The organism is Labilibaculum manganireducens, assembly GCF_002843385.1.
Classification (GTDB): Bacteria; Bacteroidota; Bacteroidia; order Bacteroidales; family Marinifilaceae; genus Labilibaculum; species Labilibaculum manganireducens.
Window position 1 is genome coordinate 51,646 of the sequence record NZ_MVDE01000001.1, and the last position, 18,823, is coordinate 70,468.

General features: G+C 35.9%; 15 protein-coding genes. 7 read left to right on the plus strand and 8 right to left on the minus strand.

Going from position 1 to position 18,823, the window contains the following annotated elements:
- Window positions 1-538 precede the first annotated feature (538 nt).
- The 3 genes from BZG01_RS00300 (at window position 539) to BZG01_RS00310 (ending at window position 4,337) form a co-directional block, all read left to right on the plus strand.
- Window positions 539-2,074 carry a bifunctional GNAT family N-acetyltransferase/carbon-nitrogen hydrolase family protein gene (locus BZG01_RS00300; protein ID WP_245870227.1) on the plus strand — a complete coding sequence of 512 codons (1,536 nt, stop codon included), beginning with the start codon at window positions 539-541 and terminating at the stop codon, window positions 2,072-2,074.
- 406 nt (window positions 2,075-2,480) lie between these two features.
- Entirely contained in the window at window positions 2,481-3,788 is a 1,308-nt protein-coding gene (gene nhaA, locus BZG01_RS00305; RefSeq protein WP_101307823.1) for a Na+/H+ antiporter NhaA, read from the plus strand.
- Between the two features lie 126 nt (window positions 3,789-3,914).
- On the plus strand, window positions 3,915-4,337 hold the full coding sequence (locus BZG01_RS00310) for a hypothetical protein (protein ID WP_101307824.1): 423 nt from the start codon (window positions 3,915-3,917) through the stop codon (window positions 4,335-4,337).
- 173 nt (window positions 4,338-4,510) lie between these two features.
- Here the strand turns inward: BZG01_RS00310 and BZG01_RS00315 are convergent, their stop codons facing one another.
- The 4 genes from BZG01_RS00315 to BZG01_RS00330 form a co-directional block, all read right to left on the minus strand.
- Window positions 4,511-5,095 carry an indolepyruvate oxidoreductase subunit beta gene (locus tag BZG01_RS00315; RefSeq protein WP_101307825.1) on the minus strand — a complete coding sequence of 195 codons (585 nt, stop codon included), beginning with the start codon at window positions 5,093-5,095 and terminating at the stop codon, window positions 4,511-4,513.
- Window positions 5,096-5,124: 29 nt separating this feature from the next.
- On the minus strand, window positions 5,125-6,747 hold the full coding sequence (locus BZG01_RS00320) for a thiamine pyrophosphate-dependent enzyme (protein ID WP_101307826.1): 1,623 nt from the start codon (window positions 6,745-6,747) through the stop codon (window positions 5,125-5,127).
- 449 nt (window positions 6,748-7,196) lie between these two features.
- A complete protein-coding gene (locus BZG01_RS00325) occupies window positions 7,197-7,988 on the minus strand; it encodes an ABC transporter permease (protein ID WP_101307827.1) in 792 nt (263 codons plus the stop codon).
- Window positions 7,985-8,581 (minus strand): ATP-binding cassette domain-containing protein, encoded by a 597-nt coding sequence (locus tag BZG01_RS00330; RefSeq protein WP_180327150.1) that lies wholly within the window; start codon window positions 8,579-8,581, stop codon window positions 7,985-7,987. Before BZG01_RS00330 ends, BZG01_RS00325 begins: the two co-directional genes overlap by 4 nt.
- A 331-nt stretch (window positions 8,582-8,912) precedes the next feature.
- Here BZG01_RS00330 and BZG01_RS00335 point away from each other — a divergent pair, with 331 nt between their 5' ends.
- The gene (locus BZG01_RS00335) at window positions 8,913-11,396 is read left to right on the plus strand and encodes a CoA-disulfide reductase (protein WP_101307829.1); all 2,484 of its coding nucleotides are present in this window, start codon (window positions 8,913-8,915) and stop codon (window positions 11,394-11,396) included.
- Window positions 11,397-11,966: 570 nt separating this feature from the next.
- Here BZG01_RS00335 and BZG01_RS00340 read toward each other — a convergent pair.
- From BZG01_RS00340 to BZG01_RS00355, 4 genes are all read right to left on the minus strand, one after another.
- A complete protein-coding gene (locus tag BZG01_RS00340) occupies window positions 11,967-12,344 on the minus strand; it encodes a hypothetical protein (protein ID WP_101307830.1) in 378 nt (125 codons plus the stop codon).
- A gap of 50 nt (window positions 12,345-12,394) precedes the next feature.
- Window positions 12,395-13,372, minus strand: a complete 978-nt coding sequence (locus BZG01_RS00345; protein ID WP_101307831.1) for a deoxyhypusine synthase family protein — start codon at window positions 13,370-13,372, stop codon at window positions 12,395-12,397.
- A 117-nt stretch (window positions 13,373-13,489) separates the two neighbouring features.
- On the minus strand, window positions 13,490-14,896 hold the full coding sequence (locus tag BZG01_RS00350; protein WP_101307832.1) for a type III PLP-dependent enzyme domain-containing protein: 1,407 nt from the start codon (window positions 14,894-14,896) through the stop codon (window positions 13,490-13,492).
- Window positions 14,897-15,086: 190 nt separating this feature from the next.
- A complete protein-coding gene (locus BZG01_RS00355; RefSeq protein WP_101307833.1) occupies window positions 15,087-15,335 on the minus strand; it encodes a hypothetical protein in 249 nt (82 codons plus the stop codon).
- 222 nt (window positions 15,336-15,557) lie between these two features.
- On the opposite strand from BZG01_RS00355, the gene acs reads away from it, so the two are divergent.
- The 3 genes from acs to BZG01_RS00370 all read left to right on the plus strand — a co-directional run bounded on the left by acs (window position 15,558) and on the right by BZG01_RS00370 (window position 18,757).
- Window positions 15,558-17,471, plus strand: a complete 1,914-nt coding sequence (gene acs, locus BZG01_RS00360; protein ID WP_101308025.1) for an acetate--CoA ligase — start codon at window positions 15,558-15,560, stop codon at window positions 17,469-17,471.
- 158 nt (window positions 17,472-17,629) lie between these two features.
- Entirely contained in the window at window positions 17,630-18,004 is a 375-nt protein-coding gene (locus BZG01_RS00365; RefSeq protein ID WP_101307834.1) for a VOC family protein, read from the plus strand.
- Between the two features lie 3 nt (window positions 18,005-18,007).
- Window positions 18,008-18,757 carry a patatin-like phospholipase family protein gene (locus tag BZG01_RS00370; protein ID WP_101307835.1) on the plus strand — a complete coding sequence of 250 codons (750 nt, stop codon included), beginning with the start codon at window positions 18,008-18,010 and terminating at the stop codon, window positions 18,755-18,757.
- The last annotated feature ends 66 nt before the right edge of the window (window positions 18,758-18,823 follow it).

Sequence of the window (18,823 nt, forward strand, 5' to 3'; positions counted from 1 at the left end):
AACGCTAACGGCAGTCTGTCTAATAACCTCAAGCAACTCACTTAGATTCTAATATTTCTTCACTTTTAGAGACAACTACCAAAATAAATGACCGCCTGATATCATCTATTAAACTATTAACACTACTCATAATCGATCACTTAAGCTTTGATGTAAAAATAATTGATCTTAAAACATACCCAATACATCCTCATATTAGTGTATTGGGTAGCTTTTCTCAGAATAGCTCCCCTAATCTACCAAATCTCAATTAAAATTACTTCCTGTAAATAATTTAATATTCAAAAAAACTGTCCGGAATGGAAATGAAAATCCTCGAAAGAGAAAAAGCTATGCAGAAAGTTCTTTTTTATTCACATATCAATATAACAGCACTTTAGGACGGATCAATTCCTAAATTCATCTGCAAATTTAATACTCAGTTACAGCGTTCTAAAACATTTATTTTTTAATTCCAAAGAGAAGCACATATTCTCAATTTTGTTATATTTAATCTTTCTAAACAGAAAGATTTGTGCGCTGTTGCACATACTTCTCTGTGAATAACATTCAAATGCAGGAAATAGAAAACATTGAATTATCCTTCTTAAGTTTAGATGATTATCAGGAACTTAAAAAAGCCATGATTGAGTCGTACACAAGTATGCCCAATTCATATTGGAGAGAACATCAAATCAAAACATTAATTGATAATTTCCCTGACGGTCAGGTTGTGATTAAAGTCAATAATCACATAGCAGGATGCGCTTTATCGATTATTGTTGACTATAGTAAGTTTGACGATAAGCATACCTACAAAGAAATAACGGGAAACTATACTTTCTCGACACACAATACGGATGGAGATGTTTTGTACGGAATCGATGTTTTTATTAAACCGGAGTTTCGTGGCTTACGATTGGGCCGGCGATTGTACGATTACCGAAAAGAATTGAGTGAGCGTTTGAATCTAAAAGGAGTTGCTTTTGGCGGACGAATACCAAACTATCACAAATATGCCGATCAATTATCACCGAAAGAATACATTGAAAAGGTTAGAAGAAAAGAAATTCACGATCCTGTTTTGAATTTTCAGGTTTCGAATGATTTTCATCCGGCCAAAATTCTGAAAAACTATTTGGAAGGTGATGAAGATTCTAACGACTATGCAGTACTTCTTGAATGGGATAATATTTACTATGAGAAAAAGAACAAGAAACCCAGCACTATAAAAAAAGTGGTTCGTCTTGGCCTGATTCAATGGCAAATGCGTTCCTATAATAATTTGGATGAGTTAATGCATCAGGCCGAGTATTTTGTGGATGCTGTTTCGGGTTACCGATCGGATTTTGCCTTGTTTCCGGAATTTTTTAATGCTCCTCTCATGGCCAAAGACAATCATTTATCGGAACCTGAGGCAATCAGAAAATTGGCAGAGCATACCGAAACCATCGTTCAAAAGTTTTCGGAACTGGCAATTTCTTACAACATCAATATTATTAGTGGCAGTCTGCCTGAAATTAAGGATGATCGATTGTATAATGCCGGTTATCTGTGCAAACGTGATGGAAATGTTGAGCGTTATGAGAAACTTCACGTAACACCGGACGAGGCGAAAGTTTGGGGGATGCAAAAAGGATCGGAACTGAAAGTTTTTGATACTGATTGCGGAAAAATTGGAATCCTGATTTGTTACGATGTTGAATTTCCTGAATTGAGCCGTTTGCTTGCCGACGAAGGAATGGATATTTTGTTTGTACCCTTCTTAACGGATACACAAAACGGCTATTCCCGGGTTCGGAATTGTGCTCAGGCCAGAGCCATCGAAAATGAATGCTACGTTGCCATTGCTGGTAGTGTTGGCAACTTGCCTAAGGTACACAACATGGATATTCAGTATGCTCAATCGATGGTATTTACCCCCTGCGACTTTGCTTTTCCGGCCAATGGAATTAAAGCTGAAGCAACGCCAAATACAGAAATGATTCTAATTGCTGATGTAGATATCGACTTACTTCGCGAATTGAATCAGTTTGGCAGCGTACGAAATTTGCGCGACCGCAGAAATGACATATATGAATTAAAAAAGATGTAATTAAATTCGGGAGTCTTACCTGGAGTAAGGCTTCCGAATTAATTTTATTACCTGCCAAAGCCTGGTAAGTACAGCCTTTACTCGAATATCCAATTAACATCAAAGCTTTCCTTGCTATTCAATTTACGGTTCCTATTTTCGTGAATTATCAGACCACTACTGATCCGGTATCCGGACTACTGTTAGTCCAATGTCAGAACCACTACTAGTCCGCAAGCAAGACTAGTAGTAGTCTGATTTCATTCAAAACATTTCCACAATATCTAATAGAAAACATGGCTAATACCGAAAAGGATTTCAGTAAAAAAAATACACTTTTTATTGCATGAAAATTACTCAGAATGGCGAATAAAAGATCATTTTTTCGTAAATTCAGAATCGATTTAAATGAACGAAATAAACTTCCATGATAGATAAACTTCTCATCACCCCATTCCAGAAATTTGTTAAAATAGAAAGCTTTAGCGGAATTCTGCTTTTTATTGCCACCCTGCTTGCACTAATTTGGGTAAACTCTCCTCTGGCTCATTTATACGATTCATTATGGCAATATAAAATTGGGATAACAACATCTGATTTCGAACTGAATAAACCAATAATACTTTGGATTAATGATGGCTTAATGGCTGTTTTCTTTTTCCTGATTGGACTGGAAATTAAACGTGAACTTTTAATAGGCGAACTAAATACAGTTCGAAAAGCAAGTTTTCCATTTTTTGCAGCTTTGGGTGGAATGTTGGTTCCTGTGACGATGTTCTTTTTACTCAATAACAATCAAAGCACATCAAATGCATGGGGAGTTCCTATGGCAACCGATATTGCATTTTCTTTAGCTATTCTTAAACTTCTTGGTAAAAGAATTCCTTTGGGCTTGAAAGTATTCCTAACCGCCTTTGCCATTGTCGATGATTTGATTGCGGTATTGGTAATCGCAATATTTTATAGTGGAAATATCGAGTGGATATTATTAGGATATGCTGCCATTCCTATCCTAATATTAGTCTTTTTATCTTATCGGAAAATCTATTTTCCTTATTTCGTTTTTATTATGGGCGTACTTGTTTGGTATCTGTTTTTAAAATCAGGAATACATCCCACTGTTGCCGGTGTGTTAATGGCATTTACCATTCCAATCAGGCAAAAAATTGATATTAAAACGTATTCTCGCAAATTAATGGGCATTGCTAAGGATATTGAAGAAACATGCGAAAAACCAATCCTCTCCGATCGTCAGATTGAACAAATCGACAATTTGGAAGATTGGACCAGTCAGGTACAATCCCCATTGCAGCATTTAGAACACAAGCTGCACAACTGGGTTGCTTTTTTTATTATGCCGGTATTTGCCCTATCCAATGCAGGAATCAAATTTGGTGCAGATATAAATCTGGAAATGCCTTTGGTCATCAACATTGCACTTTGTTTAATCATTGGAAATAGTGTTGGCGTATCCTTGATATCCTTTATCGGCATTAAACTAAAATTGGCTGAATTGCCGCAAGGAGTGAAAGCCATTCAGGTGGTAGGAATATCATTTCTGGCTGGAATAGGATTTACAATGGCAATATTTATTGCCAATCTGGCTTTTATTACCAATCCTGAATTTATCGATTCGGCTAAAATTGGTATCTTGATTGGCTCGTTTACTTCTGGAATTATTGGCTATTTGGTTCTAAGAATTGGGAGTAAAGCAAATTTAGCGCATCAAAGCTAAGAACTATTCTTTACTTCGAAAGCAATGAAAACCAATCTTAGGAAATCTTTCAAAATCAGCGATTCTTAAGATACAATCTCATATTTTTCGAGTAATTTAGGTGTTCTTATAAATAATTCATCAAACATGGAACCTATACTATTAAAAAATACAATATGCACTGAAGATATCGACCATTTGATTCTGAAAGGTGTACATGATATGGATATCAATCAGGATAAAAGAGATGAAATAGAATCAGAATCTAAAAAACTATCCGACAATTTTGTAAAAATAATAGATTACCATATGCACAATGGTGAAAATCCTGACGCTTCCTATACTTTCCGAATCGCAGTTAATTTCAATAATTTCACAGAGCAATACCGACAGGCATTTGTCGAAAATTACAAAAAGGATGTTTTGATTGGCTTTGGTATAAGTGCAATTTGGATGGGTATTTTAAATGGTCTGGATGCCGAGAGTGGAATTATGCCCAATCATCCGTTAAAAAGAGAAATTGCAGCCTGCCTGCGGACAATTAGTGAAATCTTAGACAATAAAGGGTAAAAACAAGTGTAAAGGTGAAAGTAATGACACTTCTTTAATAGAGAAACTGACTCAAACTTCACAAAATTTACAGTTTAATTATTTTTGATCTCCTTGTCACAAATGATGATAAAAAATCCCCGTTTGGAATTATTTTCAAACGGGGATTTTGATGTATAATAATTGAGTTTTGACTATCTGTTTTCTTGCGAGAACTTACGTCCTGCATGAAGTGCCTTAATATTCATATCTACTACTTCTTCTCCTTTTCTCGCGAAAATTTTACGAATTCCTTCTTCCAAATATTCGAATGGAACATCGATAAAAGGAGATGCCGCCCCCAACATTACAAAGTTAAAAGCACGTGCAGAACCAACTTCTTCCTTTGCGATTCTATCTGCATCAATCAATACATAATTAGGCAAAGCTTTAATGGTTGCTTCCAATTTTTCCTGCTCAGGATAATCAGTAATATTGATAAAAGGAGTTGAATTAGTTACCACATAACCACCTTTTTTTAAGTATGGAAGGTAACGCAATGCTTCCATAGGCTCAACTGATAAAATAATATCAGCACCACCTTTAGGAATTAAATCGGAATAAATTGGCTTATCAGAAATTCTCATAAATGACTGAACATCACCACCTCGCTGACTCATGCCATGAGTTTCAGCTTGTTTCATATATAAATCGTTGTCTAGTGCCGCAGAGCCTAAAGCAGCAGCAATGGATAAAATCCCTTGACCACCAACACCTGCTATAACCATATCTGTTTTCATCTGTTTACTTTTTTCAGGTTAATATTTGATTAAGCTTTAGCTGCTTTTGCCATACTTGCTTTCTTTATTTTTTGATCACGAACATTCTTCTGTACACATACTCTGCGGGGAATAATTACAGAAACTCCTTTGTATTCAAACTCCTTACGGAAGATTTCCTTAATCTCATCATGTTTCTTAGGCACAGGAAGTAATACATGAATGTGCTCCTTCTCTACTCCTAAACCTTCGCAAATTGATTCCAACTTGCCTTTGGCAGATGATTTCTGACCTCCGGTCATTGAGATCGATTCATTATCAGAAATGATTACTGTAATTGGAGTCTTTTCATTAACAGCATCCAATAAACCAGTCATGCCCGAGTGTGTAAAAGTTGAATCCCCAATAACGGCTACCGAAGGAATTAATCCGGCATCAGCAGCACCTTTAGCCATAGTGATTGATGCTCCCATATCCACGCATGAGTTAATTGCATTAAAAGGAGGCAAAGCACCCAAAGTATAACAACCTATATCAGCAAACACACGACCTTCGCCATATTCAGCAATCACCTCATTCAATGCTTTGTACACATCAATATGACTGCACCCAACACACAATGCAGGCGGACGGGCAGCTACAATATCTGGTATTTCAAGACTTTCTTCAATTTTAAATCCAAGAGCTCTGCCAACCATATCCGGAGTTAACTCACCATCACGGGAAAGAGTTCCATCCAAACGGCCAATAACAGCTTCCTTTTCCAAATATCCTTTCAGGATTTCCTCAATCACAGGATAACCTTCTTCCAAAACCAATACTTTACTGCACTCGCCGGTGATTTTTTTAATCATGGTACGGGGAATTGGGTACTGGCTGATCTTAACAACAGGATATGGACAATCTCCATCAGGATAATTTTCCATTAAGTAATTATACCCTAAACCACAAGCAATGATACCCATTGACTTATCTGCAGCATCGGTATATGCATTATAAGCTGAATCTTCTGATGCGGCTTCGAATTTCTCCTGATTACTTAACAATTTCTTATAACGCTTACGCGCGATAGCTGGAAGTAATACGAATTGAACCTTATCTTCAGGAAGTTTCAATTCATTTTGTACCATTACCTCAGCAGATCTTGCAACACCGGCACGGGAATGAGCCAAACGAGTCGTAATTCTCATTAAAACAGGAATCTCAAATGCTTCTGACAATTCGAAACCGAAACGAGCCATATCGTATGCTTCCTGTTGGTTTGACGGCTCTAAAACCGGCATCATGGCAAACTTACCGTATACCCGGGAATCCTGCTCATTTTGAGAAGAGTGCATAGATGGATCATCTGCAACTACGATCAACATTCCTCCGTTTGCTCCTGTAATTGCAGCATTCATAAAACAATCGGCAGCTACATTCAATCCAACGTGCTTCATACAAACCATTGCTCTTTTTCCTGCATATGACATACCGAGAGCTGATTCCATGGCTGTTTTTTCATTCGCAGCCCAATCGCTGTGAATGTTTAATTCTTTTGCTTGTTTCGAATGTTGTATGTATTCGGTAATTTCAGTAGACGGAGTTCCCGGGTACGCGTAAACTCCGGACATTCCACCATCAATTGCCCCTTGAGCAATGGCTTCAACGCCTAATAATAAAGACTTTTGCATGTTGTATTTGTTTAACTATTTTGATTAATCTATAAGTTACAACACTTAGAAAAAAAAAGTGCCTAATTATAAAATTATTGATGCACTAAAACATCAATTACATTTACTCAAAAAATAGAATAGAAAATTGATCACAAGGATCGAGGTAGGGAATGGATTTTATAGTCCGCCAAACATTTCAAGGTAACTTACCAAGTAGGCGCAAACGTAAAAATAAATTTCAAGAAAATCCATATTTTTGCTTGTGAATTGGAATTAAAACAAGTCTTGTTTTTAATATTCGGCACTAAAATACCAATATTTGGTTTAAAATCAACAAAAGAGAAACCAAAGCAGGAAGTTTAGAATTAGTTCAAATAACGAAAACGGTTGCGCAAAAACAAACTGCGAAGCTTATGTATTAATATTCAACACAATAGCAAAAACACCTTACAAACTGGCGGGGGATACTATTTCTTAAATAAATTGGCTTTAATTCGTCCAAAAGAGTCGAATGCAAAACGATTTGCCAGAAGAATACTAAGCATTAGATTTATAGAACAACCAACAAATATGGCAAGCATAATTAATATCTGATATTTTATGGCGACCATAGGAGAACTTCCACCTAAAATCTGTCCTGTCATCATCCCGGGTAAGGAGATTAAACCAATAACAGACATGGTAGCTATTAACGGATTTAAACCACTTTTTATGGCCGAGCGGATAAATGGTGCCAGTGAATTCTTTCTGCTATCTCCGTTCACCAAAAGAAAATAATACAAATCCTGTTCCTTAGCTAACCTGCCAAAATAATTGCTGATACCAACAATGTTATGATTTAAAGCATTTCCCAACACCATCCCCGATATAGGAATAAAATAACGGGCATCAAAAACATAGTCGAGATGAATAACAAAACCTAGAAAGAAAGCATCCAAAATTAGAATACTTATAAATCCTGAAATTGCAAACGGAAGGATGAAAAACCGATAGGTAAGCCCTGCCCTCTTAATTGTTGTAAAAGCACCAACCAAAATCATTACACAAACCCAAATTACATTTACCCAGGCATTGTTCCATGCAAAAATATATTCCAGATAAAAGGCGACCAAAGAAAGTTGTATCACCATCCGAATTAAAGCAATAACAGTTTCCTTAACAATTTTCACTTTAAAATAGATGAAGCCTGCAATGGGAATAATCATGAGCAAAAATCCCAAGGCCAAACTCCCTATTCCTATGTCAACAATTTCTTTCATAACTCAATTGTTCTGTTGCAATAGTCAATCCATTTCTTGTTATGGGAAGTTGAAACTATTGTTTTGTTAGGCAAAGAATTCAATGTAGCAAAGAGAAGATCGATGGAATAATCATCAAGAGCGGAAACTGGTTCATCTAAAAGGATAATTGATCTATCAAGACTTAAACATGCAGCCAAAACTATCCTTTGCTTTTGGCCACCACTAATTTCTGCAAAACTTTTATCGTCGCCGCATTCCCTAACTCCCAACTGATCCTGAAACTGTTGAAATCTTTCTACTTGTTTTGCATTCATTTGAAGTAAATCAGATAGCTCATTGGCTGAATCAACAGGTAAATTACTATTTTGCGGCAACCAGATCATTTTGTTTCGAATCGCTGCAATCGTATCACTATTCAACTCTAAACCGTCAATTTGAATATTCCCGGATTGTGGTGTAATAAATCCCATTAATACTTTTAATAATGAAGATTTGCCCTTACCCGATGGTCCGCTAAAACATATTGACTCACCTGCAAAAACCTCGAAACTAAGATCTTTGCATATGAATTGCTTTGGAAAACTTAAATTAATTTTTTCACATTTTATCATATTCCACATCTATACTATAAAGAAAATAATATTATCTCAATTGTTCCCAATGCTAATCACATTTCTTTAGCAGAGATGAATAATGTTTGTTAAACGACTCTTATAATGAGAATATTCTCTCATAATTGTTTTCAATATCATCACAAACAATTTATTAAGCACTCTTTATCAGACAGTTTAATCAATGCAATCGATTTAATATGCTGAGCAACATATTAAAAACCCACATTGCATTAGTGATAAATTTTTCTGAAAGATTACTTTTGCATGATAGATATGTGGATATCTATATATGATGATTGCAATAAAATAACTTTTAAAACATATAACAATGGCAAAATACTTAATAGTTGGTGGTGTAGCAGGAGGAGCAACAACTGCGGCTCGTTTACGCAGAATGGATGAATCGGCAGAGATAATCATGTTCGAAAGAGGCGAACATATTTCGTATGCAAATTGCGGTTTACCATACTATGTTGGTGATGTTATTACAGAGAGGGAAAATCTATTGCTGCAAACTCCTGAAAGCTTCAAAAAAAGATTAAATGTTGATGTTCGGATTAAAAACGAAGTCGTTCGAATTGACCGCGAAAATAAATTAGTAGAAATCAACGACCTCATCAATAATACAAGCTATACTGAAACATTTGATAAATTGGTTGTTTCGCCAGGTGCAGAACCAATAAAACCACCAATTCCCGGCATAAAAGACAAAGCAATTTTCACAGTTCGAAATGTAAACGACACTGACAAAATTAAAGCTTACATCAACGAAAAAAAGCCAAAGAAAGCTGTAGTTGTTGGAGCGGGATTTATTGGTTTGGAAATGGCTGAAAACCTTCATCACCTAGGTATGATGGTTACAATTATTGAAATGGCCGAACAAGTAATGACGCCTCTTGATTACGAAATGGCAGCTGTTGTACATCAACATTTGAAGACAAAAAATGTTGAATTTTATCTGAATGACGGCGTTAGCCAGTTCAAAAGAGATGCCGATCATCTTGAGATTCATTTGCAATCGGGCAGAAAAGTGGACGCTGATATGGTTATTCTTTCTATCGGTGTTAAACCGGAAACCAAATTAATTAAAGAAGCGGGTATTGAATTGGCTCCCAACGGAGGAATTAAAGTAAACGAATACCTTCAAACCAGCGATCCTAATGTATATGCCTTAGGCGATGCTATCGCTTTTCCACATCCTATTACCGGTAAATACACCAATGCATACCTTGCAGGCCCGGCGAACAAGCAAGGTAGAATTTTAGCAAACAATTTGGTTCTGGGACACAAACAAACTTATAAAGGTTCAATTGCAACTGCCATAGCCAAAGTATTTGATCTCACCATTGGATCGACAGGATTGGCCGAAAAGGTTCTTAAAAAGGAAGGCATTTCTTTTGTCTCTAATATTACTCATGGAGGATCGCATGCAGGATATTATCCCGGAGCAATGCCTACAAGCATAAAAATCACTTTCGATCCAAAAAATGGAAAATTATATGGTGCTCAAATAATTGGATATGCAGGTGTAGATAAGAGAACCGATTTAATTGCAACAGTTCTTAAAAAAGGTGGAACAATTTACGATTTACAGGAAATCGAACATGCTTATGCTCCCCCCTACTCATCGGCGAAAGATCCTGTAAATCAGGCAGGATTTACTGCAGGAAATATTATTGAAGGTTTAGTGAATATTATTCATTGGGATGAATTGAACCAATTGCATGCAGCCAACAATTTTATATTAGATGTTCGTACTCCTGACGAATTTGAACTGGGTCAAATTGAAGATGCTGTAAATATTGAAGTAGATCAGATCAGAAATCGCCTGGATGAAATACCGAGAGATAAAAAAATAATTATCTATTGCGGAGTTGGTTTACGTGGCTATTTTGCTGCAAGAATATTAATGCAAAACGGGTTTTCGGACGTTTTCAATTTAAGTGGTGGTTATAAAACCTACGAACACGCAACCTGCAAACAAAGTAACGAGGATATTTTTGAATCCAGTTATGTGGCCAAAGACAGTCATATCTATAGAAAAAAAACAAGCTCCGAAGAAAAAGAAATTCAGTCTGAGAAAAAAATCATTGAGGTAGATGCTTGTGGATTACAATGTCCGGGACCAATCATCAAACTAAAAAAGGAAATTGACAAATTAGAGAACGGTGACCGATTGCTCCAAAAAGTTACTGACCAAGGATTTATGAAAGATGTTGCATCATGGTGTAACATGACAGGAAATAAATTAATTTCTCTTGATTCTGATAAAGGAATTATATCTGCAGTTATCGAAAAACAGAAAAAAGATGAACAATGTTCTGTTTTAAACAATGGCATAGCCAAGAATAAAACCATGGTTATTTTTTCTGATGAATTGGATCGGGCTTTGGCATCACTCGTTATTGCCAATGGAGCTGCCGCCACTGGAAATAAAGTAACCCTCTTCTTTACTTTTTGGGGCTTGAATGTGATTAAAAAAGCAAACAAACCAAAAGTTCAAAAAGATTTGATGGGCAAGATGTTTAGCAAAATGATGGCAAACAGCGCAGATGATTTAAAACTGTCAAAAATGAACATGATGGGTTTAGGTTCTAAAATGATGAAAAAAAGAATGATGGCGAAAAAAGTAGACTCTCTTGAGGATTTACTAAAAACCGCTATGGAGAATGGTGTTGAAATGATTGCTTGTCAAATGTCAATGGATGTAATGGGAGTTGATAAGGATGAATTACTTGAAGGTGTTTCTATTGGAGGCGTAGCAACCTATCTTGAAGAAGCTGAAAAATCCAATATTAATCTATTCATATAAAACAGTAGTGTCACTGTAAAACAAAAGGGTTGTTTCAGTATGGAAACAACCCTTTTTTGTATCCTGAGATGTAGGAATTCCAACAACAGGTTTCATTGTAAATAACAAAAGAAATTTTTTGGATTAGTATTCCTTAAACCTCACATTTTTCCAGATAAAACTTCCTAATTTACTGGACATTGCTTCTTTAATTTTGTAATTTGAATACTCAATTAACACAAAGGAAATTCTATTCCAAAACGATCCTCACCCTCTCAAATTGCAAAAGAAAATTGATTTAATATTCCCCTCAACCGAATTCAACAAACTTAGACTCAATGATGCTAATTGATTAAATTAGAAAAAACTAAGTTGGTTTCTCTCTGGCAGTAGAGAAAAACCATAAGTGGTTAGTGGTTGACTGAAATAGCAGGATTCCGTATAGTCCCTTAATTTATAGAATTCTGCTATTTCTTTCAACATTGGAGAATGAGAATACATTCAATTCAAAAAAGGCGGTAAAATCAAAATACATGATTTTACCGCCTTCTGTAATTATTTTATTTCTGGCAGAAATAAACGGCTAAACGTCTATTCATCATCCATATCATCGTCATCATCGGCAATATTATCCACTTCCTCATCATCGTCTGACATTAAAAAATCGGAATCAGAATCGGAGTATTTATCCTCATATGATTCCTTCTTGCTATCCAGCAGATTTCCATCATCGTCAAAATCATCATCATCTTCGATAAGTTCCTGAGCTTTACGAATTGACATACGAACCATGTAGATTTTATCCTCAGTCTCAAATGGCAAGGCACTTACTAATTCATTTTTATGATTTCTGAACTCAATCAAATTATCCATATATCCCTCAGGATAATACAATTTTATTTGTTCCTGTATCTCCTGGCTAAGCTTTTCATAGCTCTGGATTACTCTCGGTTTATTGCTGCTCTTCATACAATAATATGTTTATCGAAAAAATGGAAATATATTTGGCTTATTATTAATTACCAACCTAGTAGATATGCAAAAACCAAGGGCGCCACAATTGTAGCATCTGATTCAATAATGAATTTAGGCGTTTCAATACCTAACTTACCCCAAGTGATTTTCTCGTTCGGAACAGCGCCCGAATACGATCCGTAACTTGTCGTAGAATCAGAAATTTGACAGAAATAACTCCAAAAAGGAGTGTTTGTTCTTTCCATATCCTGATACAACATAGGAACTACACATATTGGGAAATCTCCTGATATACCACCACCAATCTGGAAAAATCCGATGCCTTGGTCTCCTGCGGTATTGGTATAATAATCAGCCAGCCAAGTCATGTATTCAATTCCAGATTTCATAGTTGACGCCTTCAATTCTCCTTTTAAGCAGTAGGACGCAAAAATATTTCCCATGGTAGAATCTTCCCAGCCAGGAACTACAATCGGAAGGTTTTTCTTTGCAGCTTCCAACATCCAGCTGTTTTTAGGATCAATTTCATAATATTGTTCCAGCACTCCTGAAAGTAACAGCTTATACATAAACTCGTGTGGAAAATATCTCTCACCCTTATCCTCAGCGTCTTTCCAAATATTATAAACGTGTTTCTGTAATCTTCTAAAAGCTTCCTCTTCCGGAATACATGTATCTGTTACTCTGTTTAAACCTTTCTCCAGCAAAGCCCATTCGTCATGTGGCGTTAAGTCTCTGTAATTAGGCACTCTTTCGTAATGTGAATGAGCAACCAAATTCATGATATCTTCCTCAAGATTTGCTCCGGTACAAGTGATAATATGAACTTTATCCTGACGAATCATTTCAGCCAAAGACCGACCTAACTCAGCAGTACTCATAGCACCTCCAAGGGTAATCATCATCTTCTTCCCTTCCGCTAAATGCTTTTCGTAAGCAACGGCAGCATCTACCAAAGCAGCTGAGTTGAAATGTCTGTAATGTTCCAATATAAATTTAGTAACGGGTCCTTTAGTTTGCATGATTTTATAATTTATAGCAAAGCATTTTAATAATACTATCTGGCAATTAAAAATTTGAGATTTTCGTCTCTCTTGCAGTGCCAATTCTGCAATTTTATTTGTAATACAATTACTTCTTTACTTTTTGTATCCTAAAAGTTTAAACATCTCATCGGCAGATTGTTCGTTTCGGTAAACGTAATCGAAAAAATTGCCTTTTTCATCTCTGTCAATTATTACATGTTTTGGAGATGGAATCAAACAATGCTTAATGCCTCCATATCCGCTGATTGCATCCTGATAAGCTCCGGTATGGAAAAAACCAATATACAATGGTTCCTTTTCATCATTGGAATAACTCGGCAGCAAAACCTCTTGATTTAAATCTTCAGAATTGTAATAATCCGAGTGATCGCAGCTAATTCCGCCAATATTTACACGTTTGTATTCATTTTTCCATTTGTTGATTGGCAATAGAATAAATTTTTCGTGAATAGACCATGCATCAGGAATGGTATTCATTAAACTATTATCAATCAAATACCAAGACTCTGTGTCATTTTGTTGTTTCTGCTCCAGCACTTTAAATATGATTGCACCACTTTCTCCAACTGTATATTTACCAAATTCAGTATAGATGTTTGGCTCTGGAATTTCATCCTTAATGCAGGCATCCTTAATGTTGGAAATAATTTCATTAATCATGTATTCATATTGGTATTCGAACCCCAGATGATTACGTATTGGAAAACCACCACCTAAATTAAATGAATCAAGAGTTTCACTATCCTTTTTTAATTCGGAATAAACCTTTAATGCCTTCTGAAATTCACCCCAATAATACAAACTATCCTTAATTCCTGAATCTACAAAAAAATGAAGCATTTTAAGCTCAAACTTAGGATTATTCTTGATTCTATCGTGATAAAAATTAATGATTTCATTACTGCGAATACCCATTCTTGAAGTGTAATAGGCAGATTGAGATTCCTCATTAATAGCCATTCGCAAACCAATTTTCACTACCCGATCCTTTGCCAGTATTTCCAAACGATCCAATTCCTGTACACTATCAAAAATGATGATGCTGTTCTTGAATCCAACCTCCTGCATATCCAGAATTTTTTTCAAATATTCATCCGTTTTGTAACCATTATGAATAATAATTCTGTTGAAATCAATTTTTTTATCTCTGTAAAGATTCAAAATCAAATCAATATCAAAAGCTGAAGAAGTCTCAAGATTAACATTGTGTTTTAATGCTTCGCCAATTACATGCGCAAAGTGATTGCACTTTGTACAATAACAATACTCATAAGAACCTGCGTAATTATTTTTCTTGATTGCCTTGTTAAAAAGATTCCGGGCTTTTTTTATTTGATCTCCTATTCGGGGAAGGTAAAAGAATCTAAACGGAGTACCATGCTTTTCTATAAGATACTTCATAGAGATCCCCTGAAAAGTAAGGTAATCATCGCGTAAGTCAAAGCCTTCCTGTGGAAAATAATAGCTCTGCTCAATCAAATCAAAATAGGTGTTTTTCATTTACGTAATCATAAAATATTTTTGTTGTTATTAACTGCCTCAATTTGCAAATAAAACCATTTTTTCAAAGAAATATCCACTTCATAAAAAAAAAATCACACAAGAACTTATTTTTTTTGCATAATCTTCCGAAACCCCAACAAAATCAACCAGTTCAAGATTCTTGCCCGTTCCATGACAGTCACAAAAATCATTGTATAACTTCATTCTCTGCATCTTGATCTTCGGGTTTAGCTTTTTTAAATCCTTCAACCAACGTATAAACCAGCCCCATTACACTTATAAAGCCCAACAACTTAATGTATTGTTTAAGTATTGACTTTGATTCTACAGTCCAATCATAAGTTAGATCAGGGAAGCCATTAATAACCAAAACACTACTAACCGAGAGAAATAAAATTACTGACAGGACAACAACCACAATTGTTTTTTTATTCATTATCAACTTCTTATATTACAAATTAAAAACTCTTCTAAGTTAAGAGCCACGTTAAATATACATGGTAATATAATAAAATATCATTCCAATCAAGACTACTTCTCTTTTTCCTTTGTCTGTTTTTTTAATTGAGAAATTTCAAAAAACAAATATTGGGCAATGAATACAGAATTTCATATATTGAGATATGTAGATTTAAACTTTAACCAAATTTTACAGCACATGATAGATAAGATTAGTACTCTGGGCGGATACATCCATGAATATCAGAAGAGTGTGACTAAACCGGAAGAATTCTGGAGTCGAATTGCAGAGAGTTTTTTTTGGAGGAAAAAATGGAATAAAATATTGGACTGGAATTTTTCTGAGCCAAAAATTAATTGGTTCGTTAATGGAAAAGTGAATATTACTGAAAATATTTTTGAACGGCATCTTTTCACCCGGGGAAATCAACCGGCAATAATTTGGGAACCTAATGAACCAAATGATGAAAATAGGGTTCTAACCTATAATGAACTGTTTACAGAGGTAAAGAAATTTTCCAATGTTCTTCTTCAACACGGAATTAAAAAGGGCGATCGCATTGCCTTTTATATGCCTATGATTCCTGAATTAGCAATTGCCATGTTGGCATGTGCCAGAATTGGTGCGATCCACTCCATCGTATTTGCAGGATTCTCTGCGAATTCTCTCGCTGACAGAATTATTGATGCTGAAGCTAAGATGGTTATAACTTCGGATGGTGGCTATCGGGGCAGTAAAATTATCCCTGTTAAGGAAATTGTAGATGAAGCAGTATCAACTTGTCCAACGGTAGAAAAGGTGATAGTGGTTCAACGAACTAATTCAGAAATTGCTTTCGACGATAAAATAGATTTATGGTGGCACGAATGCATGGCTGGTGCTGAAGAGTATCATGAAGCCGCAACAATGGATGCTGAAGACACCTTATTCATTCTATACACTTCGGGTTCGACCGATAAACCAAAAGGAATTGTTCACACTTGTGGCGGCTACATGGTTTACACCGCTTATACGTTTAAAAATGTTTTCCAGTACAGCGATGGTGATATCTATTTTTGTTCTGCTGATATTGGTTGGATTACCGGGCACTCTTACATTGTTTACGGCCCTTTGCTAAATGGTGCTACCACAATGATGTTCGAAGGAATACCAACTTACCCTGATGCAGGCAGATATTGGGACATTGTAAGTAAATATAACGTTTCGCAATTTTACACCGCCCCTACGGCCATTCGATCGTTGATGTCGAAGGGTCAGGAATATGTTGAAAACAAAGATCTCTCGTCATTAAAAGTTCTTGGAACGGTTGGAGAACCAATTAACGAAGAAGCCTGGCACTGGTATCACGATCATATTGGTAAAAACCGATGTCCTATTGTGGATACCTGGTGGCAGACTGAAACCGGTGGAATTGCAATCAGCCCGATTGCAGGAATCATACCAACAAAACCTTCCTTTGCAACTTTACCTCTGCCAGGCATTCAACCCATAATTGTTGATGCCGAAGGAAAAGAATTATCAGAAAAGAGCGTGGAAGGAAATTTGTGCATTAAATATCCCTGGCCCGGAATGCTTAGAACAATTTGGGGCGATCATGAACGATTTAAAAAAACCTATTTCAGCACTTACGAAAATCTATATTTTACGGGAGATGGTGTTAAACGTGATGAAGATGGCTACTATAGAATATTAGGGCGCGTAGATGATGTTATTAATGTATCGGGGCACCGAATGGGAACTGCCGAAGTAGAAAATGCAATTAATGAACATCCACTGGTAAACGAATCGGCTGTTGTTGGCTTCCATCACGATATTAAAGGACAAGGCATCTATGCTTTTGTTGTTTGCGGAGAGCTGTCAACCGGTGGTGAAGAAGGGATTAAAACCAGTATCCGAAAAGGCGTTACCAAAATTATTGGTCCAATTGCAAAACCAGACCGAATACAACTTGTGAGAAGCTTACCTAAAACCCGGTCGGGCAAAATCATGCGACGCATTCTTCGAAAAATTGCTGAAGGAGACTATTCCAATTTTGGCGATATTTCTACTCTTCTTGATACCTCGGTTGTTGATGAAATAATAAAGGGAGCCTTAGAAAATGTAAATAAGTAACAGGCAGAGAGCTTATCAAAATCGATAAGCTCTCTTTTTAAATAAAAAAACGAAATTAAAATAGATAAATCAGAATCAAATGAGTAATTTATGGATTGATAAATTCAGTTCTGAAACACGATATTCTTAACACACTATTTTAGGCGTAATCAATCGATATGAAAAAACAATTTTTAGGTCTGCGAACTACTATTTACAAAACAAATGAACTTTCAAAAGCAAAACTTTGGTACTCCAGAGCTTTTGAGACTTCTCCATATTTTGATGAGGATTTCTACGTTGGATTCAATATCGGCGGATTTGAATTAGGCCTTTTGCCTGAGACAGATTCAAACGCTTCAAAAACAGATAATGTTTTATCATACTGGGGAGTTGATGATATTAACAAAACATTTTCACATTTAATAGAAGTGGGTGCTGCAGTTCACGAACAGCCTACAAATGTAGGAGGAGAACTTTGGGTAGCAAGTGTAAAAGATCCATGGGGAAATGTTATTGGTATCATATACAATCCGGAATTTAAAGCCCAGTAATTAATGAGAATAGGAATAGCATTAGGTGGTGGCGGCGTTCGGGGCTTCGCTCATATTGGAGTATTAAAAGCACTCGAGGAAAAAGGAATTCGTCCTGATATAATTTCTGGTGTTAGTGCAGGAGCAATAGTTGGTGCCTTTATAGCCTCCGGCTATACCTATGAAAAAACGCTGAAGATTCTAAAAAACAAGAGTCTAATGGCCTACTCAAAATTGCATTATCCCAAATATGGATTATTTGGCTTGAATGGCTTAAAAGAAGACATTCAAAAACACATTAAAATCAAGGAAATTGAAAATTTAAAAATTCCGTTATTTATTACAGTATCGAATTTAAACGATGGCAGGGTTGAATATATTAAGGAAGGAGATTTAAGCACTTATCTTTTAGCATCGGCTAGTATTCCTGTACTCTTTGCTCCTGTTCTGATTGATGGCAAAATGTATTCTGATGGTGGACTATTCGACAACCTTCCCATCTCTCCCTTATTGCAAAAATGTGATGTGATTATTGCTGTAAATGTGAGCCCTGTTCATAAAATTGAAAAGTTTGACAATCTGGTTCAGGTGGCATCCCGAACTTTTCAGTTAGGAGTTCACTCAAATATTATTCGTCACAAAGAAAAATGCTCTTTATTTATAGAGCCAACCGGCTTACGTGAATATGAAATACTAAATGGAAATCACGCTCAGGAGATTTTTGAATTGGGATACAATTACACAAAAAATTTAGAAATAGCTCCATTTGAATGAATGACAAATAGAGATTGTTCCAAAATAATAATTTAATTACATTTAAGCTCCGACAAAGAAAATATT